Annotated in this window: 22 protein-coding genes, 3 tRNA genes and 2 pseudogenes; 16 read left to right on the top strand and 11 right to left on the bottom strand. The window is 56.7% G+C overall.

Annotated features, from left to right (window positions below; all coding sequences use genetic code 11):
- Nucleotides 1–53: 53 nt before the first annotated feature.
- Both mngA and mngB read left to right on the top strand, forming a co-directional pair.
- Entirely contained in the window at nucleotides 54–1,979 is a 1,926-nt protein-coding gene (mngA, locus tag BMI79_RS13515; protein WP_076942652.1) for a PTS 2-O-a-mannosyl-D-glycerate transporter subunit IIABC, read from the top strand.
- A 196-nt stretch (nucleotides 1,980–2,175) separates the two neighbouring features.
- On the top strand, nucleotides 2,176–4,827 hold the full coding sequence (mngB, locus tag BMI79_RS13510; protein WP_076942651.1) for a mannosylglycerate hydrolase: 2,652 nt from the start codon (nucleotides 2,176–2,178) through the stop codon (nucleotides 4,825–4,827).
- A 43-nt stretch (nucleotides 4,828–4,870) separates the two neighbouring features.
- Here mngB and BMI79_RS13505 read toward each other — a convergent pair.
- The 4 genes and pseudogenes from BMI79_RS13505 to BMI79_RS13490 form a co-directional block, all read right to left on the bottom strand.
- Nucleotides 4,871–5,080, bottom strand: a pseudogene (locus BMI79_RS13505) (class II histone deacetylase); the annotation flags it as partial.
- A complete protein-coding gene (locus BMI79_RS13500) occupies nucleotides 5,076–5,273 on the bottom strand; it encodes a hypothetical protein (protein ID WP_076942650.1) in 198 nt (65 codons plus the stop codon). The pseudogene BMI79_RS13505 and the gene BMI79_RS13500, both read right to left, overlap by 5 nt.
- Before the next feature lie 125 nt (nucleotides 5,274–5,398).
- The gene (locus tag BMI79_RS13495; RefSeq protein ID WP_076942649.1) at nucleotides 5,399–6,058 is read right to left on the bottom strand and encodes a helix-turn-helix domain-containing protein; all 660 of its coding nucleotides are present in this window, start codon (nucleotides 6,056–6,058) and stop codon (nucleotides 5,399–5,401) included.
- A 647-nt stretch (nucleotides 6,059–6,705) separates the two neighbouring features.
- Nucleotides 6,706–8,340: a DUF4139 domain-containing protein gene (locus BMI79_RS13490; RefSeq protein WP_076942648.1), complete on the bottom strand. Its 1,635-nt coding sequence runs from the start codon at nucleotides 8,338–8,340 to the stop codon at nucleotides 6,706–6,708.
- Nucleotides 8,341–8,565: 225 nt separating this feature from the next.
- Here BMI79_RS13490 and BMI79_RS13485 point away from each other — a divergent pair, with 225 nt between their 5' ends.
- Genes BMI79_RS13485 through BMI79_RS13470 form a run of 4 tightly spaced genes read left to right on the top strand, consistent with a single transcriptional unit; the run spans nucleotide 8,566 to nucleotide 12,198 of the window.
- On the top strand, nucleotides 8,566–10,059 hold the full coding sequence (locus BMI79_RS13485; protein WP_076942647.1) for an APC family permease: 1,494 nt from the start codon (nucleotides 8,566–8,568) through the stop codon (nucleotides 10,057–10,059).
- Nucleotides 10,034–10,621, top strand: a complete 588-nt coding sequence (locus BMI79_RS13480; protein WP_076942646.1) for a DUF3156 family protein — start codon at nucleotides 10,034–10,036, stop codon at nucleotides 10,619–10,621. Before BMI79_RS13485 ends, BMI79_RS13480 begins: the two co-directional genes overlap by 26 nt.
- Nucleotides 10,614–11,396, top strand: a complete 783-nt coding sequence (locus BMI79_RS13475) for an SDR family NAD(P)-dependent oxidoreductase (protein WP_076942645.1) — start codon at nucleotides 10,614–10,616, stop codon at nucleotides 11,394–11,396. Before BMI79_RS13480 ends, BMI79_RS13475 begins: the two co-directional genes overlap by 8 nt.
- Nucleotides 11,397–11,406: 10 nt before the next feature.
- The gene (locus BMI79_RS13470) at nucleotides 11,407–12,198 is read left to right on the top strand and encodes a MoaF C-terminal domain-containing protein (protein WP_076942644.1); all 792 of its coding nucleotides are present in this window, start codon (nucleotides 11,407–11,409) and stop codon (nucleotides 12,196–12,198) included.
- Between the two features lie 37 nt (nucleotides 12,199–12,235).
- Here the strand turns inward: BMI79_RS13470 and hpaR are convergent, their stop codons facing one another.
- Nucleotides 12,236–12,685, bottom strand: coding sequence for a homoprotocatechuate degradation operon regulator HpaR (gene hpaR / locus BMI79_RS13465; RefSeq protein ID WP_076942643.1), 450 nt, complete (start codon nucleotides 12,683–12,685; stop codon nucleotides 12,236–12,238).
- A gap of 299 nt (nucleotides 12,686–12,984) precedes the next feature.
- Here hpaR and BMI79_RS13460 point away from each other — a divergent pair, with 299 nt between their 5' ends.
- From BMI79_RS13460 to hpaA, 9 genes are all read left to right on the top strand, one after another.
- Nucleotides 12,985–13,617: a fumarylacetoacetate hydrolase family protein gene (locus tag BMI79_RS13460; RefSeq protein ID WP_076942642.1), complete on the top strand. Its 633-nt coding sequence runs from the start codon at nucleotides 12,985–12,987 to the stop codon at nucleotides 13,615–13,617.
- A 2-nt stretch (nucleotides 13,618–13,619) separates the two neighbouring features.
- Nucleotides 13,620–14,384, top strand: a complete 765-nt coding sequence (locus tag BMI79_RS13455) for a fumarylacetoacetate hydrolase family protein (RefSeq protein ID WP_076942641.1) — start codon at nucleotides 13,620–13,622, stop codon at nucleotides 14,382–14,384.
- Nucleotides 14,381–15,835, top strand: a complete 1,455-nt coding sequence (hpaE, locus tag BMI79_RS13450; protein ID WP_076942640.1) for a 5-carboxymethyl-2-hydroxymuconate semialdehyde dehydrogenase — start codon at nucleotides 14,381–14,383, stop codon at nucleotides 15,833–15,835. The genes BMI79_RS13455 and hpaE overlap by 4 nt, the downstream gene beginning before the upstream one ends.
- Before the next feature lie 322 nt (nucleotides 15,836–16,157).
- Nucleotides 16,158–17,015: a 3,4-dihydroxyphenylacetate 2,3-dioxygenase gene (hpaD, locus tag BMI79_RS13445; protein WP_076942639.1), complete on the top strand. Its 858-nt coding sequence runs from the start codon at nucleotides 16,158–16,160 to the stop codon at nucleotides 17,013–17,015.
- An 8-nt stretch (nucleotides 17,016–17,023) separates the two neighbouring features.
- Nucleotides 17,024–17,410: a 5-carboxymethyl-2-hydroxymuconate Delta-isomerase gene (locus tag BMI79_RS13440; protein ID WP_076942638.1), complete on the top strand. Its 387-nt coding sequence runs from the start codon at nucleotides 17,024–17,026 to the stop codon at nucleotides 17,408–17,410.
- Nucleotides 17,411–17,429: 19 nt separating this feature from the next.
- Complete coding sequence (gene hpaH / locus BMI79_RS13435; RefSeq protein ID WP_076942637.1) at nucleotides 17,430–18,233, top strand: 2-oxo-hept-4-ene-1,7-dioate hydratase; 804 nt, start codon at nucleotides 17,430–17,432, stop codon at nucleotides 18,231–18,233.
- 309 nt (nucleotides 18,234–18,542) lie between these two features.
- Nucleotides 18,543–19,337 (top strand): 4-hydroxy-2-oxoheptanedioate aldolase, encoded by a 795-nt coding sequence (gene hpaI / locus BMI79_RS13425; protein ID WP_076942635.1) that lies wholly within the window; start codon nucleotides 18,543–18,545, stop codon nucleotides 19,335–19,337.
- An 11-nt stretch (nucleotides 19,338–19,348) separates the two neighbouring features.
- On the top strand, nucleotides 19,349–20,719 hold the full coding sequence (gene hpaX / locus BMI79_RS13420) for a 4-hydroxyphenylacetate permease (RefSeq protein WP_076942634.1): 1,371 nt from the start codon (nucleotides 19,349–19,351) through the stop codon (nucleotides 20,717–20,719).
- Nucleotides 20,720–20,777: 58 nt separating this feature from the next.
- Entirely contained in the window at nucleotides 20,778–21,659 is an 882-nt protein-coding gene (gene hpaA, locus BMI79_RS13415; protein ID WP_076942633.1) for a 4-hydroxyphenylacetate catabolism regulatory protein HpaA, read from the top strand.
- A gap of 37 nt (nucleotides 21,660–21,696) precedes the next feature.
- Here the strand turns inward: hpaA and ampH are convergent, their stop codons facing one another.
- Together ampH and BMI79_RS13405 are read right to left on the bottom strand one after the other, a co-directional pair.
- Nucleotides 21,697–22,839 carry a D-alanyl-D-alanine-carboxypeptidase/endopeptidase AmpH gene (ampH, locus tag BMI79_RS13410; RefSeq protein WP_076942632.1) on the bottom strand — a complete coding sequence of 381 codons (1,143 nt, stop codon included), beginning with the start codon at nucleotides 22,837–22,839 and terminating at the stop codon, nucleotides 21,697–21,699.
- A 143-nt stretch (nucleotides 22,840–22,982) separates the two neighbouring features.
- Nucleotides 22,983–24,056 carry a GGDEF domain-containing protein gene (locus tag BMI79_RS13405; RefSeq protein ID WP_076942631.1) on the bottom strand — a complete coding sequence of 358 codons (1,074 nt, stop codon included), beginning with the start codon at nucleotides 24,054–24,056 and terminating at the stop codon, nucleotides 22,983–22,985.
- 261 nt (nucleotides 24,057–24,317) lie between these two features.
- On the opposite strand from BMI79_RS13405, the gene BMI79_RS13400 reads away from it, so the two are divergent.
- Nucleotides 24,318–24,602, top strand: a complete 285-nt coding sequence (locus tag BMI79_RS13400) for a DUF1435 domain-containing protein (RefSeq protein WP_076942630.1) — start codon at nucleotides 24,318–24,320, stop codon at nucleotides 24,600–24,602.
- 77 nt (nucleotides 24,603–24,679) lie between these two features.
- On the opposite strand, the gene BMI79_RS13395 is transcribed toward BMI79_RS13400, so the two are convergent.
- The 4 genes and pseudogenes from BMI79_RS13395 to BMI79_RS13380 form a co-directional block, all read right to left on the bottom strand.
- Nucleotides 24,680–24,766, bottom strand: a tRNA-Leu gene (locus BMI79_RS13395).
- A 38-nt stretch (nucleotides 24,767–24,804) separates the two neighbouring features.
- Nucleotides 24,805–24,891: transfer RNA gene (locus tag BMI79_RS13390), tRNA-Leu, on the bottom strand.
- A 33-nt stretch (nucleotides 24,892–24,924) separates the two neighbouring features.
- Nucleotides 24,925–25,011 (bottom strand) — tRNA-Leu (locus BMI79_RS13385).
- 65 nt (nucleotides 25,012–25,076) lie between these two features.
- A pseudogene (locus tag BMI79_RS13380) lies at nucleotides 25,077–26,028 on the bottom strand (LysR family transcriptional regulator).
- Between the last annotated feature and the right edge of the window lie 24 nt (nucleotides 26,029–26,052).

Here is a 26,052-nt window from a genome sequence, read left to right as displayed (position 1 = left end):
GGTGATGGAGCCATGTTGGCTCCGCAGCGAAAGTAGTTAAACCGAGGATAGCGATGAACCTGAGCAGCCTGACCCACCCCAGCCTGATAAACCTGCAAACGGAGTTTGCAGGGCGCGATCAGGCCATTCATCTGCTGGCCGATCAACTGGCCGCACAAGGAAAATTGCACGACAAAGAGGCTTTCCTGCAGGCGGTATTCGCCCGCGAAGCGCAGGGCCCTACGGCTCTGGGGGAAGGGCTGGCGGTGCCGCACGGTAAAAGCGACACGGTTAAAGAGGCGGCATTTGCCGTCGCTACGCTGAAAACCCCGATTGACTGGGAAGGCATTGATGGCCCGGAAAGCGTCAACCTGATCTTCCTGCTGGCGATCCCGCAAGATCAGGCCGGTTCCACCCATATGCAATTGCTTACCACGCTGACTACCGCGCTGGTGGATGACGATATTCGTGCGGCGGTATTGCAGGCCACCACGGCGGAACAGCTGCTGGCCCTGTTGTCCCAAGATGCTGCAGAGCCTGAACAACCGCAGCAGGATGCTGCCCAGCCAACGATCGTGTGTGTGACCGCCTGCCCGGCGGGGATTGCCCATACTTATATGGCGGCGGAATATCTGGAAAAGGCGGGGCGCAAGCTCGGCATTAACGTCTACGTGGAAAAACAGGGTGCCAACGGCATCGAAGGCCGCCTGACGGCCGAGCAACTGAATCGGGCCACCGCCTGCGTGTTTGCCGCTGAGGTGGCGATCAAAGAGGTGGAACGCTTCAACGGCATTCCGCGCATTGAAACGCCGGTGGCGGAACCGATCAAACATGCTGAACGCATTCTTAACCAGGCGCTGGAAGCGGGCAAATCCGGCAACGGTGCCGAACGCGTCAAGCAGCAGGATGTACCTGCACAGAAACCGAGTGTGAAAACCGAACTCAAGCAGGCGCTGCTGAGCGGTATCTCTTTTGCCGTGCCGCTGATCGTTGCGGGTGGTACGGTGCTGGCGGTGGCGGTGCTGTTGGCACAGATCCTCGGCCTGCAACATCTGTTCGACCAGGAGAACTCCTGGCTGTGGATGTATCGCAAACTGGGTGGCGGCATGCTCGGCACCCTGATGGTGCCGGTGCTGGCTGCTTACACCGCCTATTCGCTGGCCGACAAACCGGCGCTGGGCCCCGGCTTTGCTGCCGGGCTGGCGGCAAATATGATCGGCTCCGGCTTTCTCGGTGGTGTGGTTGGCGGTTTGATCGCTGGCTATCTGATGCGTTGGGTAAAAGCCCATGTGCGCCTCAGCCCGAACTTCAACGGTTTCTTGACGTTTTACCTGTACCCGGTGATAGGCACCCTGGTGGCGGGCAGCCTGATGCTGTTTGTGATTGGCCAGCCGGTGGCCTGGTTGAACAACGGCCTGACCAGCTGGCTCAACGGCCTGTCCGGCACCAATGCGCTAGTGCTGGGGGCGATCCTCGGCTTTATGTGCTCGTTCGATCTCGGCGGCCCGGTGAACAAGGCGGCTTATGCCTTCTGCCTGGGGGCGATGGCCAACGGCGTGTTCGGCCCCTACGCGATCTTCGGCGCGGTCAAAATGGTGTCTGCTTTTACCGTTACCGCCTCGACGATGCTGGCACCGCGCCTGTTCCAGCAGTTTGAAATCGAAACCGGTAAATCCACCTGGCTGCTGGGCCTGGCGGGCATCACCGAAGGGGCTATCCCGATGGCGATTGAAGATCCGCTGCGGGTGATCGGTTCTTTCCTGGTGGGATCGGTAGTCACCGGCGCGCTGGTGGGGGGTATGGGCATCGGCCTGTCGACGCCGGGCGCGGGGATCTTCTCGCTGTTCCTGCTGCATGACAATGGGCTGGGCGGGCTGCTGGCGGCGGCTATCTGGCTGGGTGCGGCGCTGATTGGCACGGTGATTTCCACCCTGGTGCTGATCCTCTGGCGGCGTCAGGCGATGAAGCAGGGCAAATACACTATTGCTCAGCCGCAGTAATTTCGGGTTCGCATTTCCCCTCACCCTAACCCTTTCCCTCTGGGAGAGGGAACTGAGTCGGTGTTGCGGGGGAAATAGTGTTCCCCCTCTCCCTGGGGAGAGGGCCGGGGTGATGAGCTAGCAGCCTCACCTCGAACGGTTTAGCGTTAACTGATTGGCAGTCTATTGAATGCGCTGCCCTATTTAGGAATTGAAGATGAAAGCAGTATCACGAGTTCATATAACGCCGCATATGCACTGGGATCGTGAGTGGTATTTTACCACCGAGGAGTCACGCATCCTGCTGATTAACAATATGGAAGAGATCCTGACCCGGCTGGAAACCGATCCCGAGTACCGGTTCTATGTGCTGGACGGGCAAACGGCGGTGCTGGAAGATTATTTTGCCATCAAGCCGGAAAACACCGAGCGGGTGAAGGCGCTGGTGCAGGCGGGCAAGCTGATTATCGGCCCGTGGTATACCCAGACCGACACCATGGTGGTCTCCGGTGAATCCATCGTCCGCAACCTGATGTACGGTATGCGCGATTGTTTAGCTTTCGGTGAGCCGATGAAGATTGGTTACCTGCCGGACTCTTTCAGCATGTCCTCGCAGCTACCGCACATCTTCAACGGCTTTGGCATCACGCGTGCCATGTTCTGGCGTGGTTGCTCCGAGCGCCACGGCACCGACAAAACCGAATTCCTGTGGCAGAGCAACGACGGCAGCGAAGTGGCGGCGCAGGTGCTGCCGTTGGGCTACGCCATCGGTAAATATCTGCCGGAAGATGAAGCCGGGCTGCGCAAGCGGCTGGACAGCTACTTCAAGGTGCTGGAAAACGCCTCGGTTACCCAAGACATCCTGCTGCCCAACGGCCACGATCAGATGCCGCTGCAGCAGAATATCTTCTCGGTGATGGCCAAGCTGCGCGAGATCTACCCGCAGCGCGAATTTGTCATGAGCCGTTTTGAAGAAGTGTTTGAGCGCATCGAAGCCAGCCGTGAACGTTTGGCGACGCTGAAAGGTGAATTCAACGACGGCAAGTACATGCGCGTGCACCGCACTATCTCCTCTACCCGCATGGACATCAAGATCGCCCACGCGGAGATCGAGAACAAGATCGTCAATATTCTCGAACCGCTGGCGGCGATCGCCTGGTCGTTGGGCTTCGAATATCACCACGGCCTGTTGGAGAAAATGTGGAAAGAGATCCTGAAAAACCACGCGCACGACAGCATCGGCTGCTGCTGTAGCGACAAGGTGCATCAGGAGATCATGACGCGCTTTATCCTGGCGGATGACATGGCCGAAAATCTGGTGCGCTTCTATATGCGCAAGATTGTCGACAACATGCCGGTGCAGCACAGCGATGCGGAAGGTCAGGTGGCCGACAAACTGACCTTCTTCAACCTGCTGCCTTACGCCCGTGAAGAGGTGATCAACACCACCATCCGCATTCGTGCCCAGCAGTTCTCGCTGGTGGACGACCAGGGCCAGCCGGTGGAGTACTTTATTCGTGCCGCACGGGAGATCGACCCAGGCTTGGTGGATCGCCAAATCGTCCATTACGGTAACTACGATCCGTTTATGGAATACGATATTCAGCTGCGCCAAAGTTTACCGGCAATGGGTTATTGCACTCTGCATATCCACGCCAATCAGACCGGGGTTCAGCGCCAACCTGCGGCGCAGCCAGCGGACCTGCTGGAAAACCGCTATTACCGCATCGGCCTGAATGCTAACGGCACGCTGGATATTGAAGATAAGCAGACCGGCTGCCGCTACCAACAGGTGCTGCAACTGGAAGACGGCTCGGACGACGGCGACGAATACGACTATTCTCCTTCCCGCCAGGAGTGGTTGATCTACTCCACGCAGAGCGCTGTGACCACCGCCATCCGCCACGAAGCCTGGCAAAGCACCGCCACGTTGGCACTGCGTATGGCGCTGCCCGCCAATCTGCAACAGCGCGCCGAACGCCAAACCGACGGCTATCTGGACGTGCAGTGCCAGATCACGCTGGCGCACGATAGCCGCCGCATCGATATTGAGATGCAACTGGATAATCAGGCCGACGATCACCGCGTGCGCGTGCTGATCCCAACGCCGTTTGCCAGCGAAACCGTGCTGGCGGATAACCAGTTTGGCAGCATTACCCGCCCGGTGGACGATCCGGCGATGGCGTATTGGCAGCAAGAAGGCTGGAAGGAAGCACCGATCCCGGTGTGGCAACTGATGAACTTTGCCGCGTTGCACGATCGGCACCATGGCTTGGCGCTGTTCACCGAAGGGCTGCGCGAGTTTGAGATTGTCGGTGAACGCCGCGATACCTTTGCGCTGACGCTGTTCCGCTCGGTCGGCGTGCTGGGCAAGGAAGAGTTACTGCTGCGTCCAGGCCGCCCTTCCGGCATCAAACTGCCGACGCCGGATTCGCAGATGCGTGGCAAACTGCACTGCCGCTTCAGCCTGTTCAGCTTTGCGGGCGATCCGCATCAGGCGGGCGTGATGCAGCAGGCGCGAGCCTATGTCACGCCGGTGCGTTGCTACAACAAGATCCCGTTCGATGCGATGAAGCTGAACCTGGCGGCATTCCGCACCCCGCTGCGTTTTAGCCTGCTGTCGATGGCGGAATCTGGCCCGGTGCTCAGCGTGCTGAAGAAGGCCGAAGATGCCGAAGCCCTGATCATCCGCGTCTACAACCCTTCAGAACAGGTGACGATCGGCGGGCAGCTCACGCTGGAACAACCGCCGCAGGCGTGGTTGGAAACCGGCATGGATGAACAGCCGTTGGCGCAACAGAACGCGGTAAACGGCGACTTCGGCCAGCTTGCGCCGTGCCAGTCGAAGACTTTCCGGTTTATTCGCTAGTTATGCTGTTAGAGGCGTGGATATCCACGCCTCTAAACAGGAATTACAGATCAAACTCCCGCGCCAACCTATCAAGTGCCGCGCGCTGGAACTGGTTGAAAGCTTCTCTAGGCTGCTGTTGCTGAATAAACCCCAGCAGCGGATCCTGCACTTCGGTGCGTATTCCGCTCAGTTCCTCCATTACCGCTAACCCGCAGAACGGCACGTAGGCTTCGGCATAACCGCCCTCATGAACCATCACCAGTTTGCTACCGCTCCTCTTCCTCTGCCAGTTCGGCGCTTAACAGGCTGAGCTGGCGCGACAGGCCAGAGCTTTGCCAGAAGCCGCGTTCATCAAAGAAGAAACCGGTTTTTCTTTTCACCTTATAGTGCCTGTTAAACGGCGCGGCTTGTGCGGCGAAGCCAGTAGGATCAACGGTAGGCATTGCGATTGAGTGTTTGGACATAATAAATATCCTTGATTTTCATCCATAAATATCCGTAACGCCGTTTTTTGAATATATGGAAGCCTTGCCCGGTAGAGGGCATTAATACCGGTGCTTATTGCTCAACGTTGAGTGGTTAAAATGGATCAGCCGTGAGCGATAAAGCCGCGGGCAACCAGCTCCGTGCGGCTAACCACTGCCGTTTTGGCAAAAATATTGCGCATATGCGTTTTCACCGTCGACAGTGAAATCCCCAGCTTCAGGGCAATGCGCTTATTGCTCGCCCCTTCTCGCACCATATTGACGATCTCCTGCTCTTTGGCGGTGAGCAGCGGTGTTTCTGCGTCGGGCAGCAGATCGCGCGTGGCCAGTTCGATCAGCGGCATGATCGCCCGCAATCGGCTGCGTTCGGGCTCGGTGAATGGTGTATCGCGGATCAGGGAAACCCCGGCAATGATCCGTTTGCGCTGGCGGATAAAAATCTCTGTCATATCGCGCATTTGGTTTGGCAGCATAAAGTCGTGATAGTAGTGACTGTTATTGGCGAAGGCTGCCGGGCTCATCCCCACCACGGTGCTTTCCTGCTGGTGGAAATTGGCGGGGCGATGCGGATCAAACTGCTGAAAGTGATTCAGATATTGCTGGTGAGTGTGATCGGAAATGCCATGCAGGATGTAATGATCGGGCTGCAGATCCGGATCCACCAGATAGAATACCGCCGCAGAAACCGGGATCAGATGCGCAATGGTATTCAGACAGCTTGAGATAAAAGCGTCGTTACGCACGGGGGATGATGTGGCTGGCATGATTCATTTTCCTCCCTTGATCGCTGGTGGTATAGGTTCAGTGCTGCGCAATATATGAACGTTTTGAGCATAGTTATAGCAAGTTATTAACACAATAAAAACATATTAACAACGTGAGCGTGATTGCAAGAAAATACATTAATAACAATATCCCCGGTATTATTGGGTGGGCTATTTCCTTCTTATCTTTACCCTTTTCATTAACACATTAATAAAAATGATTTTGCAGTTTCCCGCTGAATTTACAACGGTTTCTGCGGGTTTTACCTGCGGCGGATTTGGTGCTGCGGCGTGCTACAAATAGCATTCATGCCGGGATGGCCTCGTTCTTAAGAACGATAGCCAGCCTTTTGTGGGGTAAAAGGGGATCGTAAGTCTTTCCTACAGCGCGGTTTCTTACACATAGCGCGTTCGTCTATGTTAGGCAGGGGTCATGGGAATTGCCGTAAAAAACGCCACTCGATGAAACGACAGTGAACGGCAATTGCAGGGCCCAAGGCGGGGCCTTGCACCCGCGCCTACGCTTAACATGGCCTGCCCGTTGCGCGGGTGCCTTTGCTGCGCCTCCGTTGCCGGACGGCGCGGCTCAATTAACGTTGCTGTTCATCTCGCCTCAACCGGCCACGCATTAACTGACCGGCATTAGGCTATAGCCCGTTAACCCGTTGGTCTTTCGGGTATTTCACCGTATAGGATAACCCCAGTTTACGGGCCTGATTCGGGGCCAGATCCAGCACCCATTGGACTTCGCCGGTATCTTTATTGTAATTGGCACCGTCGTAGCTGAGGCCATCGACCGTAATGGATGAATCACGGCTAATCGGTACCTGATCCAGCACCACCAGCTTAATTGGCTCTTTACGGGTGTTTTTAACCTCCATGACGTAGGAATATTGCTGGCTGGCTGAATTACCAAAAAACTCGGATTTAGCGGTGAGCTGTTTGTCATTCTCACGGTTAATAATAATTTTCTTATCCCGGCCTAAAGACAGATCCAGCGTTTCTTTGGCGTTCTTGATATTGATCTCTCCTTGCCCGACAAAAGAACCTTCAAAGAAAATGCTCGATTTACCCGGCAGCAGATTGAGGTTTTCCCAATCTTTTAGCTGAACCTGCAAAAACGCATCCTGCTCCAGTTTGGGTACCACCATATAGCGGTAATCGCCTTGTACATCGACATCTTTAATCAATACCGCATGAGCTTTGCCATCGGCGGCAATATTGTACGGCAAGGAAATGCTGAAACGGGTATTAACACCGCCGACATCGGTGACCACATATTCCGACAGGGATTTACGGTTAGCCTTTTGCACCAGCTCCCCTGCCAGGGTAGCGGTGGACGCATCGGCCATCGGCGCGGGGGCCATGGCGGGCATTGGCACTTCTTGGGCTACCCTCTTGCTGCGTGCATAATCTTTATACAGATCGAGATACCAGGGGGCTAAACGCGGGGCCTGCGCGCCTTCGCTGGGGTTGCCGCTGGAAAGCGTCAGATTCACTTTATTCCAGTTAATGCCGCTGTTCTGAAAGACGTTGGCTTTATAGCTGAGCTTCACCGGGTGATTGATATTTTCTACCCGCACATCGTAGGTGGGTACCCAGCCTGCATCCTGAATCACGTAGGATAATTTAATATCGCTGGTCACGGCCTTCGGGGTGTAAAACTTCACCACCACCTGATTCACCGCTTGGCCGGTTTTTTGCTGCGCCTCCTCAAGCTGACTGTTCAGTTTTTCGATATTTTTATCGATGGCGGCGATCTTTTCCTTGATATCAATATCCGCCAGCAGCGCCTCACTCATGCGCTTGCTTACCAACTCAAGCATCTGGTTAATTTGCTCAACCGAAGCGCCTTCTTTCTCGCCGCCCAGCGCTTTATTGCTTTCCAGCACCGAGAGCTGCGCCTGGATCACTTCCCGCTGCACGTTCAATTGGCTTTGTTCGCGGGTTGCCGCTTCGATCTGCGTGGTCAGTTGCACCACTTCCGGCGAGATATTCTCTGTGAGAAAGTCGCGCTTGACGCTGGAGGATTGAACCACCACCCCGTTATCGGCATCCAGCATCAGGCTTTGTTCATTCACCCCGCTGGCGATATTGGTGAATACCACTTCGCTTTCACCCGCCGGTAAGGTGACTTTTGCGCTATTGAATAGCTCGGCTCCGCGAATAAACACCGTCACGTCATTGAGCTTAACCTCCTGTACCTGCGTTGTGGCATAGGCTGGGCAGGTTAAAACCAGCGAGGTGCACAGCAATGTGGTTCTTAATCCCTGTATGGTCATCGCGTTATCCTTAAATATTTTGAGGTAATAGGCGTACATTATTCATACCGGCATAGAGAAGCAAATGCGCCGTACCTGCATGATGTTTTCCACAAGTGACCCCCTATCGTCCTTAAGGACGATAGTCAGCCTTTTCCTTTCCTTTCTATAGTGAGATCGCTGCTGATGCGCAGCCACAACACCAGCTAGCAACACCGGGTCAAAAACTATAAAGAGGAAGTAACCATGAACCTGTCATCACGGCTCCATGCCCAGCTTGAACGGGGCAAGGTCGGGTTCCCCACCACGTTAGCCAGTTCGGTTGGGGTGATAATGGCCAGCCCGGTGATCCTGACCGTGACCAGCGGTTTTGGCATCGGTGGCGACACCTTCGCATTGGCGATGCTGATCGCCTTTATCATGATGCAAGCGCAGCTCACCACCTTCTCTGAAGCAGCGGCGATCCTGCCAACCACCGGCTCGGTGTATGACTATATCTCCTGCGGCATGGGGCGGTTTTTTGCCATTACCGGCACGCTGTCTGCCTACCTGATCGTGCATATCTTTGCTGGCACCGCTGAAACCATCCTTTCCGGCATCATGGCGCTGGTGAATTTTGAGCATCTCAACACCCTGATGGAAAGCCACAACAGCTCATGGATGGTCGGCGTTGGCCTGGTGATCATCTTTGGTTTGCTGAACGCGCTGGGTATCGAAGCCTTTGGCAAGGCTGAAGTGGTGCTGACATTCTGCATGTGGACCACGCTGATGATCTTCTCGATCAGCGGCTTACTGTTACCCCACGCGGTGCCGCTGGAGGGCTGGTTTGGCAGCACGCTAAATGTTGGCGATCCGGTGGCGGTATTCAGCCTGGTGGGCATGGCGATGTTTATGTTTGTCGGCTGCGAACTGGTGACGCCGATGGCGCCGGAGATCAAACGTTCCCACCGCGTCATCCCGCGTGCCATGTCGCTGGGGCTGTGTGGCGTGGCGCTGTGCATGGCGCTGTACGGCGCAGCGCTCAGTCATCAGGTGGAAAACGTGGTGGTGGATGCCGCTAATGGCGTTCATCTGCTGGATACGCCGATGGCTATCCCGGCGTTTGCTGGCCAGGTGATGGGGAATTTCGGCAAATATTGGTTGGGCGTCGGGCTGCTGCTGGCCGGGGCGGCCACCATTAACACCCTGATGGCGGCGGTGCCGCGCATTATCTACGGCATGGTGCTGGACGGCGCGATGCCACGCATGTTTGCCTACCTGCACCCACGTTTTAAAACGCCGGTGGTGGCGATCGCCGCCGCAGTGCTGATCCCCTGCGTGCATGCCTTTGCCATCCAGGGCAATCTGGATCGTATTATGCCGATGGTGCTGGCGGCGGTGTGCGCCTGGGGCGTGGCCTATCTGCTGGTCACCTGCTCGGTGGTGATCCTGCGCATCCGCCGCCCGGATCTGCCGCGCGCCTATAAGTCGCCGTGGTTCCCGCTGCCGCAGATCGTCTCCAGCATCGGCATTGTGCTGGCGATCTTCTACATCACGCCGCCGGGGATGAACCCGCGCGATGTCTATATCCCGTTTGGCATCATGATCGGCCTGACTTCCGCCTACGCGTTGTTCTGGACGCTGTTTGTGCAGAAGGTCAATCCGTTCAAACCGGTACCGGTTGAAGAGGTGCTGGAGAGCGCTTTTGCCAAAGCGGAAAACGAGGAGGTGGAGTTTGATCGGCTTACTTCCCTCTCTTAACCGTTTCTGGCGGCGCGATCCTCCCGGCTATCAGCCGGGGAGAACGCTGGATCGCCTGAGCAATAACCTGCGGCCATACGCCTGTGAGCGGCTGGCGGCCAGCCAACTGCGGCTCACGCTGCCGCAGGGGCCGGTGATCGACGTCTGCGAGCAGGTGCAATCGCTGTTTCTGGCGCATATTGTCACCCACCGTTTTCGCCTGCGCGGCCGCACGGCCTTCGCTGAGCCGCTGGTGCTGCAGATTATCACCGGCGGTTGGCTGCGCCGTAATGGCGTGATTTATCGCACCAAAGCCAAACATGGCAGCGCCCAGCGGCTGCTGACCATGCTGCGGCAATACCCACAAATCGGGGCCACCCTGGAGAAGCTCGATTTCCGCCGCGCCACGCTCAGCGTGCAAGACGGTGGCTGGCAGTTGGATATTGAGCATTTTGCCGCTTCCGAAGTGGTGAGCCGCCTCCCCGCCAGCCGTCGTTATCTGCGGCTGGAGGCCGAGCAGCGGCGTTTGCTGTTGAGCAGTTTCCTGATGATCGGCCAACTGATGGAGAAATGCGATGAATAGAGTGGTGGTGATCACCGGGGGCGGCACCGGCATTGGCGCCGCCTGCGCGCGGCTGTTGGCGCAGCAGGGCGACCGGGTATTTATCGTTGGCCGCCGCCGTGAACCGCTGAACGCGCTGGCGGATGAGATAGGTGCGCAGGCCGTGGTTGGCGATGCCGCCAGTGGTGAAAGCTGGCAGAAGGCGATCTTACCGGCGATTTTAGCCCAGGCCGGACGGATCGATTGCCTGATCGGCTGCGCCGGAGGCATGGGGCTGGGGCGCATCACTGAAGTGAGTGACGGCCAGTGGCAGCAGGCGCTGGACAGCAATCTTAACAGCGCCTTTGCCAGCGCGCGCGCCTGCCTGCCGGAATTGGTGAACCGCGGTGGCAACCTGCTGTTTGTCGCCTCGATCGCCTCATTGGCCGCCGGGCCGGAGGTGTGCGGCTACGTGACCGCCAAGCATGCGCTGATCGGCCTGATGCGCTCCATCGCCCGCGATTATGGCCCGCAGGGTGTGCGTGCCAACGCGGTATGCCCCGGTTGGGTGACCACGCCGATGGCCGATGAAGAGATGCAGCCGCTGATGGTGGCGCACAATTTAACCTTGGAACAGGCTTATCAGCGGGTTTGCCGTGATGTGCCGCTGCGCCGCCCGGCCAGCGCCGAAGAGATCGCGCAGGTGTGCTGTTTTCTCTGCTCGCCGCAGGCATCGATTATTACCGGCGCCACGCTGGTGGCGGATGGTGGTTCGACGATTGTCGATGTTCCGACCCTGGCTTTCACCTCTTTGTAAGGAGCAGCAGATGAGTTCAGAAGCGGTATTTATTCAGGTTGGCGCGCTGGCAGAAGGTTTCGCCCCGCATAGCCATACGCTGGAGCAACAAGATTTGGCGGGGCTTGAGCTGGCTTTCTGTTTTGCCGCAGGGGAAACGGTGAACTGCCGTTTCAATGACGATCACACCTTGTGCTGGGGGGCACTGCGTGTCGATTACCGCGCCACCAGCATCCGCCCGGGGATCCTGTTTATCGATTTTCTCGATCCGCAGTGCGCTAACGGCAGTATTACGCTGGTGTGCGATCGCCAGCAGGGCAACTTTACTGCGGTATACGGCCAATTGCCGGATGAACCCCAGGTGCGGTTGGATGCTTTTAGCCGGGTCGAGCAGGGGTTGCCGCTGACGGCGGTGAATGTGCAGCTGCGCTTTGGCCGCTTAGACCAAAGCGCTGCGGCCTTGCCACAGTTGACCGACGAACTGATCGGCATGCGTAATCTGTACACCTACAGCCCGACAGAACGTTACGAGCATATCTATCTGAATGACAATTTCTATGCCTGGCAGTGCCTGGATGGCGTGGAGCAAGGGCTGGCGGACGTCGATCGCTGCCACTATGTGAAGGTGGCGGAAAAGCTCTACCTGTTCGTCTGGCGTGAGAAGATTGTGCCGACGCTCGGCGTGGTGCTGATCGATCTGCAAGGGATGCGCACCGACGGCAAGATCCTCGGCTATCAGGGCAGTGATTTCAATGTGTTGAGCAACTTTGCCGTGGGGGCTCATGCGCAGATCCTGAATATAACTCGCTACCCGCTGGCCTGAGAGAATAGGTTACCGGCTTTACGTCGGGTTCGAGTGCTTACTCGTTGGCATCAACGGCCAGATTGTCTGGCTGTTGATCGCCGAGCTTGATCAACTCATCCAGCAATCCCATCAATTGCTCCATCTTCTGGCGTGAAAACGCCGCTTCGATCTCCTGATAACCCTGTTCTACCTGATGACGCGCCAACTCATACAGCTCCTGGCCTTGCTGGGTCAGCGAGACATACAGTTTGCGCTGATCGTTAACCGGTTTGAGACGGAAGATCAGTTTATCCCGCTCCATGCGCGACAGAATGCCGGTCAGGCTAGGGCGCAGAATGCAGGTTGCCGCGGCTAATTCGTGAAATTCAATCGAACGGCTCTTGGCCAATACGCGAATGATACGCCACTGCTGCTCCGTCAGGTTATGGCTTTTCAGGATCGGGCGGAAGAACCCCATGGCGGTTTCACGCGCCTGCAACAGGGCGATGGTCAGCGATTCATGCATGTGTATGGCCTTTACTTTCAATACGTTCTGCTGTTGAAGGAGATAGTTTTGTTAATAACTTAATAGTAGCTAATTTTCTTACGCCGAAGAAAGCAAAAGTACCGGCGGCGGTGAAGAAAGGCGCTGAAAAAGGTTAACGAATTGAATAATAGCAGCAATGTTTTTTCTTTGTGAATATTTTGTTATCGCGATCACAAATTAAATTAACCGCGTTGCGTAAAAGCTGAACAGCGTATAAAAGTAATCATTAATATATTAATGAATAGTGATTGCGCAGTTTTGCCCTTGAAGGAGTCTCTATGAAAGGCACCGTATTTTCCGTTGCACTGAATCACCGCAGCCAGCTTGATGCCTGGGATCAGGCGTTTCGCTCGGCCCCGTATCAAACCCCGCCGAAGACGCCGGTGTGGTTTATCAAACCTCGCAACACCCATCTTATCAACGGCGGCAGCATTCCCTTCCCGGCCGGTGAAACCGTGCAGAGTGGGGCGACCTTGGCGGTGGTGATCGGTACCACCGCGCGTAAGGTGCCGGTGGCGAAGGTGGCTGATTATGTTGCCGGTTATGCGCTGGCGAACGACGTCAGCCTGCCGGAAACCAGCTTTTACCGCCCGGCGATCAAAGCTAAATGCCGCGACGGTTTTTGCCCGCTCGGCGAAGTGGTGCCGTTGAACAATGTGGATCGCCTGGAGATCGTTACCGAAATCAACGGGGTCGAGCAGGATCGCTGGTCAACTGCCGATCTGGTGCGTTCGGTGCCGGAACTGATCGCCGCCATCAGTGATTTCATTACCCTGCAGCCGGGTGATGCAGTGCTGATTGGCACGCCGCACCAGCGGGTGGAAATCAAACCGGGCGATCGGGTGACGGTGCGTGCCGTAGGTTCAGCTTTACCAGCCCTGACTAACCGCGTGATGCAGGTAGGAGAATAATCATGAAACATGCTCGTATCCGCCATCATGGCCAGATTGTTAACGTCACCGTTGATGAGCACTTACAGGTCACGCTACCGGACGGCAGCAAGCTAGATGAATACGACGTCGAGTGGCTACCGCCTGCGGAAGGTACGGTGTTTGCCCTCGGCCTGAACTATGCCGACCACGCCAGTGAGCTGGAATTTAAAGCGCCAGAGGAACCCCTGGTATTCCTGAAAGGGCCCAACACTCTGACCGGCCACCGCCAGGTATCGGTGCGCCCGGCGGGCGTCGACTATATGCATTACGAAGCCGAGCTGGTGGCGGTGATCGGTAAAACCGCGCGCAACGTCAGCCGCGAACAGGCGCTGGAGTACGTGGCCGGCTACACCCTGTGTAACGACTACGCGATCCGCGATTACCTGGAAAACTACTACCGGCCCAATCTGCGGGTAAAAAGCCGCGACACCCTGACGCCGATCGGCCCCTACATTGTCGATCGTGACGATGTTAACGATCCGCACAACCTGGTGCTCAGCACCTACGTCAACGGCGAATTGCGCCAGCGCGGCACCACCGCCGATATGATCTTCGACATCCCCTTCCTGATTGCTTACCTGAGCGAATTTATGACGCTGCAGCCGGGCGACATGATCGCCACCGGCACGCCGAAAGGCTTGGCCGATGTGCAACCGGGCGACGAAGTGGTGGTGGAGATTGAAGGCATTGGCCGCTTGGTCAACCACATTATCAGTGAAAAAGAGTACGAGGAGAGCCTGCGATGAAAACCATCAACCATTGGATCAACGGTAAAAACGTCGCCAGTAAAGAGTATTTCACCACCACTAACCCGGCTAACGGTGAAGTGCTGGCGGAAGTGGCCTCCGGCGGCCAGTTGGAGATCGATCAGGCGGTAGCTGCCGCCAAAGAGGCTTTCCCGAAGTGGGCCAATACGCCGATGAAAGAGCGCGCGCGCCTGATGCGCCGCCTGGGGGAACTGATCGACCAAAACGTGCCGCAGATTGCCGAGATGGAAACCGCCGACACCGGTTTGCCGATCCACCAGACCAAAAACGTGCTGATCCCGCGTGCTTCACATAACTTTGAGTTCTTTGCCGAAATCTGTCAGCAGATGAACGGCCGCACCTACCCGGTGGACGACAAGATGCTCAACTACACGCTGATCCAGCCGGTAGGGGTGTGTGCGCTGGTGTCGCCATGGAACGTGCCGTTCATGACCGCCACCTGGAAGACCGCGCCTTGCCTGGCGTTGGGCAACACCGCAGTGCTAAAAATGTCCGAGCTGTCGCCGCTGACCGCCGATCGTCTGGGCGAACTGGCGCTGGAGGCCGGTATTCCGGCTGGGGTGCTGAACGTGGTGCAGGGCTACGGTGCTAGCGCAGGAGATGCGCTGGTGCGTCATAAAGACGTGCGCGCGGTGTCGTTCACCGGCGGTACGGCTACCGGTCGCCGCATTATTGAAAGCGCCGGGCTGAAGAAATTCTCGATGGAGCTGGGGGGTAAATCGCCGGTGCTGATTTTTGAAGATGCCGACATTGAGCGCGCGTTGGACGCCGCGCTGTTCACCATCTTCTCAATCAACGGTGAGCGCTGCACCGCCGGTTCACGCATCTTTATTCAGGAAAGCATCTACCCGGAATTCGTCAAACGCTTTGCCGAGCGTGCCAACCGCCTGCGCGTGGGCGATCCGCAGGATCCAAACACCCAGGTGGGGGCGCTGATCAGCCCGCAGCACTGGGAGAAAGTGTCTGGCTATATCCGCCTGGGCATCGAAGAGGGGGCAACCCTGCTGGCGGGCGGCCCGGACAAACCGGCGGGCCTGAGCCACGGCAACTTCCTACGCCCAACGGTGCTGGCGGATGTCGACAACCGTATGCGCGTTGCGCAGGAGGAGATTTTCGGGCCGGTGGCCTGCCTGCTGCCGTTCAAATCCGAAGAAGACGGCCTGCGCATGGCCAACGACGTGGAGTACGGCCTGGCGTCGTACATCTGGACGCAGGATGTGAGCAAGGTGCTGCGTCTGGCCCGCAATATTGAGGCCGGTATGGTGTTCGTCAACACCCAGAACGTCCGTGACCTGCGTCAGCCGTTTGGCGGGGTGAAAGCCTCCGGCACCGGCCGCGAAGGGGGCGAGTACAGCTTTGAAGTGTTTGCCGAAATGAAAAACGTCTGTATCTCCATGGGGGATCACCCGATCCCACGCTGGGGGGTGTAACAGACATTTCCCCCACAGGCGGAACCGGATACCGATAAATGAGGGCCTGACCGGCTAATTCTCATCAGTTAAGGCTAACCAGTTCCCTCTCCCTTGGGGAGAGGGTTAGGGTGAGGGGACAATCACCGCACGACTTGCCCCTCACCCCGGCCCTCTCCCACAGGGAGAGGGGGCGATGCCTTGAGCCATTGATGCATTATTATGCAGCTTTGCGCTTAACTGACCAGCATTAGCCTGACCGGCCCCAATACCCCTACTTTCTACGGTTCCGTGTGGGCTTTGACTATGAAAACCCGATAAGTTTTCAAGTGAGGATATCGATATGGGTAAGTTAGCATTAGCCGCAAAGATCACACACGTTCCTTCCATGTATCTGTCTGAGCTGCCGGGCAAGCACCACGGTTGCCGCCAGGCGGCGATCGCCGGCCATAAAGAGATCGGCGCGCGCTGCCGTGAGCTGGGCGTTGACACCATTATCGTGTTCGACACCCACTGGCTGGTGAACAGCGCCTACCACATCAACTGCACCTCGCACTTTAAAGGGGTCTATACCAGCAACGAACTGCCGCACTTCATTCGCGATATGGATTATGAGTACGACGGTAACCCGGAGCTGGGCCACCTGATCGCCGAAGAAGCCTGCAAGCTCGGGGTGCGCGCCAAGGCGCACGAGATCCCAAGCCTGGAGCTGGAATACGGCACGCTGGTGCCGATGCGTTACATGAACAGCGATCGGCACTTCAAGGTGGTGTCCATTTCTGCCTTCTGCACCGTGCATGACTTTGCCGACAGCCGCCGCATGGGCGAAGCGATCAAAACCGCGATCGAGAAATACGACGGCACCGTGGCGGTACTGGCCAGCGGCTCGCTGTCACACCGCTTTATCGACGATCAGCGCGCCGAACAAGGCATGAACAGCTACACCCGCCAGTTCGATCAGCAGATGGACGAACGCGTGGTGCAACTGTGGAAAGCCGGGCGCTTCAGCGAGTTCTGCGAAATGCTGCCGGAGTACGCCAACTACTGCTATGGCGAAGGCAACATGCACGACACCGTGATGCTGCTCGGCCTGTTGGGCTGGGATAAGTACGCAGGCGAGGTGGAGTTTGTCACCCCGCTGTTTGCCAGCTCTGGTACCGGGCAGGTGAATGCCGTATTCCCACTCCCTGCTGAAGCCTGAGGTGCCTGATGCCCCACTTTTATGCTGAATGTACTGACAACATCCGCCGGGAGGCGGATTTGCCCGCGCTGTTTGCCAAGGTGCATCACGCGCTGGCAGAAACCGGCATTTTCCCGCTGGCGGGCATCCGCAGCCGCGCCATCTGGCTGGATACCTGGCAGATGGCTGACGGCAAGCAGAACTATGCCTTTGTGCATATGACGCTGAAGATCGGCCATGGCCGCAGCCTGGAAAGCCGCCAACAGGTGGCAGAAATGCTGTTCATCCTGATCAAGGATCACTTCGCCGCGCTGATGGCCAAGCGCTATCTGGCGCTCTCTTTCACCTTGGAAGAGCTGGATCCGGTGCTGAATTACAAGCAGAACAACGTCCACGCGCTGTTTAGTAAAAACTGAAGAAGAGGAAGGGCCATCCATGCTGGATAAAGACGTACTGAGCCGAGCCGTGCAGCGCCTGCATCAGGCGGAAAAGAATCGGGAGCAGATCCGTGCGCTGTCGCTGGATCACCCGGAGATCACCATCGAAGATGCCTATGCCATCCAGCGCCAATGGGTTGAGCTGAAGATCGCCGAAGGGCGCACCTTGAAAGGCCACAAGATCGGCCTGACGTCGCGCGCCATGCAGATGAGTTCGCAGATCACCGAGCCGGACTACGGTGCGCTGCTGGACGACATGTTCTTCAACGACGGCAGCGACATTCCTTTCGATCGCTTCATTGTGCCGCGCGTGGAAGTGGAACTGGCGTTTGTGCTGGCGAAACCGCTGCGCGGGCCGAACTGCACGCTGTTTGATGTGTATAACGCCACCGACTATGTGATCCCGGCGCTGGAGATTATCGATGCGCGCAGTCACAACGTCGATCCGCAAACCCAGCGGCCCCGCAAGGTGTTCGACACCATCTCTGACAATGCCGCCAATGCCGGTGTGGTGATGGGCGGGCGGCCGATCAAGCCGGACGCGCTGGATCTGCGCTGGATCAGTGCGTTGCTGTATCGCAACGGGGTGATTGAAGAGTCTGGCGTGGCGGCGGCGGTGCTGAATCACCCGGCCAACGGCGTGGCGTGGCTGGCGAATAAGCTGTTCCCGTATGACGTGGAACTGCAGGCCGGACAGATCATTCTTGGGGGCTCTTTCACCCGGCCGGTGCCCGCGCGCCGTGGCGACACTTTCCATGCGGATTACGGCCCAATGGGCTGCATCAGCTGCAGGTTTGTCTGATCGCTCCCCCTCACCCTGACCCTCTCCCCGAGGGAGAGGGGACGGATCGAGTTCGTTGGGGCGGTGGTGCAGAGGCTAATCAAGTGCGCCGATTGCTCCCTCTCCCCGAGGGAGAGGGGACGGATCGAGTTCGTTGGGGCGGTGGTGCAAAGGCTAATCAAGAGCAGCGATTGCTCCCTCTCCCTGAGGGAGAGGGGACGGATCGAGTTCGTTGGGGCGGTGGTGCAAAGGCTAATCAAGAGCAGCGATTGCTCCCTCTCCCTGAGGGAGAGGGTTGGGGTGAGGGGGAAATACCTAATGGAGAACACAATGCTAACTAACCAATTTAAACAGGCCTTGCGGGACAAACGCCCGCAGATCGGCCTGTGGCTAGGGCTATGCAGCAGCTACAGCGCCGAACTGCTGGCCGGAGCCGGGTTCGACTGGCTGCTGATCGACGGTGAACACGCACCGAACAACGTGCAGACGGTGCTTAGCCAACTGCAGGCAGTGGCACCTTATCCCAGCCATCCGGTGGTGCGCCCGGCCTGGAACGATGCGGTGCTGATCAAACAACTGCTGGACGTGGGGGCACAAACCTTGCTGATCCCAATGATCCAGAACGCTGAACAGGCACTGGCAGCAGTGCGCGCCACCCGCTATCCGCCACACGGTATCCGTGGCGTGGGCAGTGCGCTGGCTCGAGCATCACGCTGGAACCGGGTGCCTAACTATCTGCAGCAGGCCGACAGCCAGATGTGCGTACTGGTGCAGATCGAAACCCGTGAAGCGGTGAGCAATTTGGATGCCATTTTGCAGGTGGAAGGCGTGGACGGTGTGTTTATCGGCCCGGCGGATCTCAGTGCCGATATGGGGTTTGCGGGCAATCCGCAGCACCCGGAAGTGCAACGCACCATTGATGATGCCATCGCACGCATCAGCGCTGCTGGCAAAGCTCCTGGCATTCTGACTGCTCAGAGGGAACTGGCGCGGCATTATCTGGAGTCTGGCGCGCTGTTCGTTGCCGTTGGGGTGGATACCACTCTGCTGGCGCGGGCGGCTGAATCCTTGGCAAGTCAATTCAAGCGTGGCAAACCGGCAGAGCAATCCCCGGGCGTCTACTAATCGGAGTCACTATGAGCAACGTCGATTCGCTGAAACCGTTCAACCCGGCACAGCAACATAAAGCGTTAACCGCTACCGAGCAGTCGGTGATTAAAAAGTTATTTCGGCGCCTGATTATTTTCTTATTTGTGTTGTTTGTTTTCTCGTTTCTTGACCGCATCAACATCGGGTTTGCCGGTTTGACCATGAAGCAAGACCTCGGTCTTAGCTCCACCATGTTCGGCATGGCCGCAACGCTGTTTTATGTCACCTACGTGATTTTCGGCATCCCCAGCAACATGATGCTGAGCAGGGTAGGTGCACGGCGCTGGATCGCCACCATTATGGTGCTGTGGGGCATCGCTTCCACCTGCACCATGTTCGCCACCGGGCCAACCAGCCTGTATATCCTGCGGATGATCGTCGGTATCACCGAGGCGGGCTTCCTGCCGGGGATCCTGGTCTATCTCACCTACTGGTTCCCGGCGTTCTACCGCGCCCGTGCCAATGCGTTGTTTATGATTGCCATGCCGGTAACCATGGCGTTGGGTTCGCTAGTGTCCGGCTACATTCTGGCGATGGACGGCATGATGAACCTGAAAGGCTGGCAATGGCTGTTCCTGCTGGAAGGCATTCCATCGGTGATCCTGGGTGTGGTGGTGTGGTTCTATCTCGACGATACGCCAGCCAAAGCCAAATGGCTGACGGACGAAGAGAAAAGCAGCCTGCAGGCGATGATGGAGGCGGATAAACTGCAACTGGTGCAGCCGGAAGGGCCGAGTAGCCATCGGGCTTTGCAGCAGCGCAGCCTGTGGCGTGAAGTGCTGACGCCAGTGGTGCTGATGTATACGTTGGCCTATTTCTGCCTGACCAACACCCTGAGCGCCATCAATATCTGGACGCCGCAGATCCTGCAAAGCTTTAATCAGGGCAGCAGTAACATTGTCATCGGCATTCTGGCGGCGATCCCGCAGATCTGTACTATCGCCGGTATGATTTGGTGGAGTAAACGTTCGGATCGGTTGCAGGAGCGTAAATACCACACCGCGTTGCCCTACCTGTTTGCCGCTGCGGGTTGGCTGCTGGCTTCGGCCACCAACCACAGCATGATCCAACTGCTGGGGATTGTGATGGCATCCGTCGGCTCCTTTACGGCGATGGCGATCTTCTGGACCACGCCCGATCAGTCGATTAGCTTTGAGGCGCGTGCGGTAGGGATTGCGGTGATCAACGCTACCGGCAATATCGGTTCGGCGGTCAGCCCGCTGCTGATCGGCTGGTTTAAGGACGTCACCGGCAGTTTCAACTCCGGGCTGTATTTTGTTTCGGCGTTGCTGATTATCGGTGCCGTGCTGGTATGGCGTATCCCGATGAAAGATTCGCGGCCGCGTGCCACGCCTTAAATTAAAAAATCAGGGGGTAGCATTTGAACCCCCGCTCTTCTCATCACCGGAGGACAACGTGCAGAAAAATACCGGCTTTATCGTCAATATCGATATTTGCAAAGAGTATGACGCGCATTACGCCGCCGATGAAGTGCACTACGAAACCTTCGCGGGCCTGGCGGCGTTTTTCGGCCGTGATATGCAGGTGCATTGGCATGAAAGCTTTTTTCAGGTGCACTTTCTGGAAACCGGCAAGATCGAGCTGCAGCTCGACGATCAGCACTATTCGGTGCAAGCGCCTTTATTTATCCTGACGCCGCCTTCGGTGCCGCATGCCTTTTTCACCGAACCGGACAGCGATGGCCATGTGCTGACGGTGCGCCAGGAGCTGATCTGGCCGGTGCTGGAGCGGTTATACCCCGGCAGCAGCCTGACGCTGGATATGCCGGGTATCTGCCTCTCATTGGCCGATGCGCCGCAGGAACTGGCGGCGCTCAGCCATTATTGGGCACTGATCCGCCGTGAATTCAGCCAGAAGATGATGGGCCGTGAACAGACGCTGGTATTATTGGCGCAGGCGGTATTTACGTTACTGCTGCGTAATACTTCGTTGGAAGACAAGGCGGCCAGCGGGATGCGCAGCGAGCTGAAACTGTTCCAGCGCTTTAATCAGATGGTGGATGAACACTTCCGCGATCATCTGCCGGTGCCGGAATATGCCCAGGCGCTGGGGGTGACGGAATCACGCCTCAATGATTTGTGTCGCCGCTTTGCCAATCGGTCACCGAAGCGGCTGATTTTCGACCGGATGCTGCGTGAGGCCAAACGTATGCTGCTGTTCAGCGCTTTTACGGTGCATGAGACCGCCTATAATCTGGGCTTCAAAGATCCGGCCTATTTTGCCCGCTTCTTCAACCGGCTGGCAGGGTGCTCGCCCTCAGCCTATCGCGCTCGATAAAATACAGGGCGAATAACCTCGCCCTGTACCCTGACCATTAGCCTTTATTGGCCACCAAATCCCCCACCAGCCGGTTGACCGGATCGCTCATATTGGTGAACTTGGTTAATTCTGAGCGGGTTACCACCACGAAGACGCCGATATTTTTCTGCGGCACCATCGCCATATAGGTAATAAAGCCACCGCCGCCGCCGGTTTTCTGAATGATACCCGGCAGGCCATCTTTCGGGGCCATGTAAACCCAACCTAGCCCCAGTGCATCAGCTTGGCCAGGGACATCCATCCCCTTCAGCGAAGCCAGATCCTTACGCTGGAAATACATGGTCTGCTCGCTCATCGCCGTTGGCTTGCGCGCACCGGTGACGTTGGAGGACAGGAACTGCTGCATCCAGCGCTGCATATCACGCGGGGTGGAATAGACGCCGCCGCTGCCTGCGGCGGCGGTAGTATCGCGGCAGGCGCTTGGCCCGCTGGCGGCCACCATCAGGCGTGAACATTGCTCGGCGCTGGGCGTCAGCGTGGTATCCACCATGCCGAGCGGAGCGGTGATCTTTTCGCGCAGCAGAGCGTTGTAGGACTTGCCTGCGGCGCGTGACAGCGCATCAGCCAGCAGATCGTAGGCCAGATTCGAGTAAGCGGCGCGTACACCCGGCGGCACGGTGATGCTGGCGTGCGCCAGCCACTGCCAGCGCTGGGTTTTGGTTGGCCAGGTGAATACCGGGGTTTTTGGCGGTTTTTTGCCGGGGTGTTCACGCGGCAGGGCACTGGTGTGCGTGGCCAAGTTCAACAGTGTAATCGGCTGGCGTGCATTGTAAGACGGCACATAAGCCCCTTTAGGGGCGTATTTACGCAGTGGATCGGTGAGCTTTACCTTACCTTCTGCTGCCATCTTGACCATCACTTCGCTGGTCATCAGCTTGGTGATAGACGCAATGCGGATCAGGGAGTCTGGGCGTGGGCGCTGATCGTTACCCGGTTTGGTATCACCAAAGCTGCGGTTGACCACCTGATTATTATCGATGACCACCAGCGCCATGCCGGTCGCACCGCTGTTGAAGAAGATATGTTCGGCATATTGATCGACAATCTGTGACGTCAGTTGAGTTGCGGCGGCCTGGCTGACCAGCGGCGTGGCACACAGGCCCAGCGCCAGCAATAAAGCGGAGAGTGAGGTCTTCAACGGTCGTTTTCCATTTTAAAATGCTGCAGGGAACGGCAAAAGTCGCTTCTTAGTGTAATGCGCGATTGCCGGAATGACATGTGTAAAACGTGGCGGCAGAGAAATTTTTACCGCCATGGCGCGCCGCAAGGCCGTGCTGGCCATCAAGACGAAGCGGCATGCGGGCTGCAGGCCTGTTGAATATTGTTACGGCCATGGCTTTTTGCCCGATACAGCGCGCTGTCGGCGGCACAGATGGCGGCGTCAACGTTCAGTTCTTCCAACATGGCAATACCGGCGCTCAGCGTTACCTTAGTAATCTCCAGCGGATCGCGGTGATGGGGAATGCGCAGTTCCTGCACGCATTGACGCACGTTTTCTGCCAGAGAAGCCGCGTACTCTGCGCTGACGTTGATCAGCAGCACCAGAAACTCCTCACCACCGTAACGCACGACAATATCCCGTGAACGCACCGTATCGCGAATGGCGGTGGCCACCTGAAGCAAAGCCTGATCGCCCATGGTATGGCCGTAGCGATCGTTGTAGGCCTTGAAATGATCGACATCGAGCAGCAATACGAAATGGTGGCCTGCGGTGGGCGCGAGTAACTGGTTGAGCTTGTTTTCCAGCCCACGGCGGTTATACAGGCCGGTTAACGGATCCAACATGCTCAGATCGCTGAACTTATCGCGCTCGTGATACAGGCGGGCCACCAGATTCTGGGTAAAGATTTCGCTGCGTTTCAGCATCAGATGATGAAGCGAAAAGGCCACGATCGGCAGCAGAATGGTGAACAGGATGCGCAGAGTATTCTGCATATCGTCCAACCACAGAATGGTCAGCGCTGAAGGCACGGCGTTCAGGCAGAAGGCCATCACGTTATCTGTCAGGGAGATTGCGCTGATAAAGAAAATGCTGAACAGGCTGATTAACAGAAAGCTGTGATTATCGTTGGGGCTGTATTGATGCTTGACGTAAATATGTGCTGCCCACAGGAGCCCGAGAATCGTAGCAAACAGATTTAGCTTTCTGATGTATTTCTGTGGTGAGCGCAGCGCATAGCCCAATGCCGCCAGGCAGAACAGAGGAATGCCGATCAAGGGCAAGGTAAACGCCGGGGTCACCTGAAAGGGGACCATTAAAGTAAAGAGGGCAGAGGCGGCATTCATTGATAAGAAAAGCAATAAAGATAAACGGTGCTTGCTGTTTTGCAGCTCCAGATAAGAACGCGCGCTCATACAGGGATCACTCTTTGCCTAATTGTTCTGCCGGAAAAATAAGGTTGTGAAAATTCCTGGTGCGTGAATTAAGCACCTGCGATGAATGGTTTTAGTTAATTATTATTAATATACTAATATTTATAAGAATTTTCTTAAGTCAAATTATCATTTTTTCGCCAGGCTGTCATCTGTGTTCCAGCGGGTGAGTGAAAATGATGCGCAGGGAAAAAAAGTATTATATGATATTGGTTATCATTATCATTTAAGGCTGGGGTTATCATGATTGCTGCGATGATCACCGCATGTGGGTTGTGGATCGTCAGTGGGTGCTTAGGCAAGCGGTTGGCCAGCGCTTGGGGCATATTGTTACCCTGCGCCCTGATGCCGTTAATCGCGCTGATTGACCTCAACATGATGCAATTGCGCACTCTGATCGTCATTGCCATGCTGGCGACGCTGGTGATGCTGTTTAACAGCCAACTGCGCCATTATCTGCTGCTGCCGTCATTTATGGCACTGGCAGGTGGAGTCGCCGCTATCAGCCTGCATTTCAGCTTTGGTTAAAACGACAAAATCACGCATGAGCGTGTTGGATTTTCAAAGGGTTTAATACGGGGATAAACGGGAGAGAATTCATCAATTGGTGCGAAGAGAGGGACTTGAACCCTCACGTCCGTAAGGACACTAACACCTGAAGCTAGCGCGTCTACCAATTCCGCCACCTTCGCACAGTCGATGTTGTTGCTTTTGATTTATATCACCAGCTTGGTGCGAAGAGAGGGACTTGAACCCTCACGTCCGTAAGAACACTAACACCTGAAGCTAGCGCGTCTACCAATTCCGCCACCTTCGCATTGATGCTGTGCAATATAAATCATGTGGTTATTGGTGCGAAGAGAGGGACTTGAACCCTCACGTCCGTAAGGACACTAACACCTGAAGCTAGCGCGTCTACCAATTCCGCCACCTTCGCATACCAGAAACATTACCGGAGTAACGCTACCACGGAGGCGAATTCTAGAGATTTTGGCGGGTACGTCAATAGTTATTTCCTGGTTTGAGGGCGTTTGCTGGAAAAAACGCCTCATCAGCGTTGATGATAACCATCAAACAGAGTAATCAGCCAATCAATCAATACCCTGACGCGTGGCGCGAGGAAACGGCCAGGGGGATACATGATGTAGATCGGCATCGGTGGCGGCGGTGTTGCGGCCAACACTTCCACCATTTCTCCTGTCTGCAACCAGGGAGCCACCGAGTAGCGGGAGGCCTGAATCAATCCCATCCCGGCGCGGCAGGCGCTGGTATAAGCATCGGCTCCGCTGACGCTCAGCTTGCTGGGTAATTCACGTAATTCGAGCTTGCCGTTACGACAGAATTCCAATGGATAGTTACGGTTGTTGACCAGCGAGAAATAACCCACGGCCTGATGGTGTTGCAGATCGTCGATCGACTGCGGCGTGCCGAACGCTTGCAGATAAGCAGGCGACGCGCAGGTCAGCTGCGGCATCTGGGCTATCAGCCGCGCAACCAGGGTATCGTCTTCGGTTTCCCAGGCGCGTAGCACGCAGTCCACGCCTTCACGCAGCAGATCCACATGGGTGTCGTTAGCACCCAGCGCCAGCTCAATCTCCGGGTACCGCTGGTAAAAATCCGCCAGCGCCGGGATGACAATCTCCCGCGCCAGCGAATGCGGCATATCGATACGCACTTTACCCGCCGGTTGCTGCTTATGCTGATGGAATAACGTATCCGCCTCTTCCAGCGCATCCAGCAGTTGCAGGCAGTGTTGATAGTACAGCGTACCTTCGGCAGTGATATGTACCTGCCGCGTGGTGCGCAGCAGCAGGCGCACGCCGAGCCGCTGCTCCAGCCACTTTAACGCATTACTCACTGTGGCACGCGGCAACTGCAGGCGCTCAGCCGCGCGGCTGAAGCTGCCCAGCTCGACGATCCGGGTAAAGATACGCATGGCCTGAATTTGATCCATCTTTCCGCCCGCCATTGTTAGTCA

Source organism: Serratia oryzae, assembly GCF_001976145.1.
Classification (GTDB): Bacteria; Pseudomonadota; Gammaproteobacteria; order Enterobacterales; family Enterobacteriaceae; genus Chania; species Chania oryzae.
Note: the sequence above shows the minus strand (reverse complement) of the source record. Positions and strands in the feature narration are given on the sequence as shown.

Coding starts and splice junctions, on each gene's coding strand:
- mngB (WP_076942651.1), top strand. CDS start 2,176: ATGAAAGCAGTATCACGAGTTCATATAACGCCGCATATGCACTGGGAT.
- hpaR (WP_076942643.1), bottom strand. CDS start 12,685: ATGCATGAATCGCTGACCATCGCCCTGTTGCAGGCGCGTGAAACCGCC.
- hpaX (WP_076942634.1), top strand. CDS start 19,349: ATGAGCAACGTCGATTCGCTGAAACCGTTCAACCCGGCACAGCAACAT.
- BMI79_RS13405 (WP_076942631.1), bottom strand. CDS start 24,056: ATGAGCGCGCGTTCTTATCTGGAGCTGCAAAACAGCAAGCACCGTTTA.
- hpaE (WP_076942640.1), top strand. CDS start 14,381: ATGAAAACCATCAACCATTGGATCAACGGTAAAAACGTCGCCAGTAAA.
- BMI79_RS13470 (WP_076942644.1), top strand. CDS start 11,407: ATGAGTTCAGAAGCGGTATTTATTCAGGTTGGCGCGCTGGCAGAAGGT.
- hpaD (WP_076942639.1), top strand. CDS start 16,158: ATGGGTAAGTTAGCATTAGCCGCAAAGATCACACACGTTCCTTCCATG.
- mngA (WP_076942652.1), top strand. CDS start 54: ATGAACCTGAGCAGCCTGACCCACCCCAGCCTGATAAACCTGCAAACG.
- hpaI (WP_076942635.1), top strand. CDS start 18,543: ATGCTAACTAACCAATTTAAACAGGCCTTGCGGGACAAACGCCCGCAG.
- BMI79_RS13475 (WP_076942645.1), top strand. CDS start 10,614: ATGAATAGAGTGGTGGTGATCACCGGGGGCGGCACCGGCATTGGCGCC.
- BMI79_RS13485 (WP_076942647.1), top strand. CDS start 8,566: ATGAACCTGTCATCACGGCTCCATGCCCAGCTTGAACGGGGCAAGGTC.
- hpaH (WP_076942637.1), top strand. CDS start 17,430: ATGCTGGATAAAGACGTACTGAGCCGAGCCGTGCAGCGCCTGCATCAG.
- BMI79_RS13440 (WP_076942638.1), top strand. CDS start 17,024: ATGCCCCACTTTTATGCTGAATGTACTGACAACATCCGCCGGGAGGCG.
- BMI79_RS13460 (WP_076942642.1), top strand. CDS start 12,985: ATGAAAGGCACCGTATTTTCCGTTGCACTGAATCACCGCAGCCAGCTT.
- BMI79_RS13490 (WP_076942648.1), bottom strand. CDS start 8,340: ATGACCATACAGGGATTAAGAACCACATTGCTGTGCACCTCGCTGGTT.
- BMI79_RS13495 (WP_076942649.1), bottom strand. CDS start 6,058: ATGCCAGCCACATCATCCCCCGTGCGTAACGACGCTTTTATCTCAAGC.
- BMI79_RS13500 (WP_076942650.1), bottom strand. CDS start 5,273: ATGTCCAAACACTCAATCGCAATGCCTACCGTTGATCCTACTGGCTTC.
- BMI79_RS13400 (WP_076942630.1), top strand. CDS start 24,318: ATGATTGCTGCGATGATCACCGCATGTGGGTTGTGGATCGTCAGTGGG.
- BMI79_RS13455 (WP_076942641.1), top strand. CDS start 13,620: ATGAAACATGCTCGTATCCGCCATCATGGCCAGATTGTTAACGTCACC.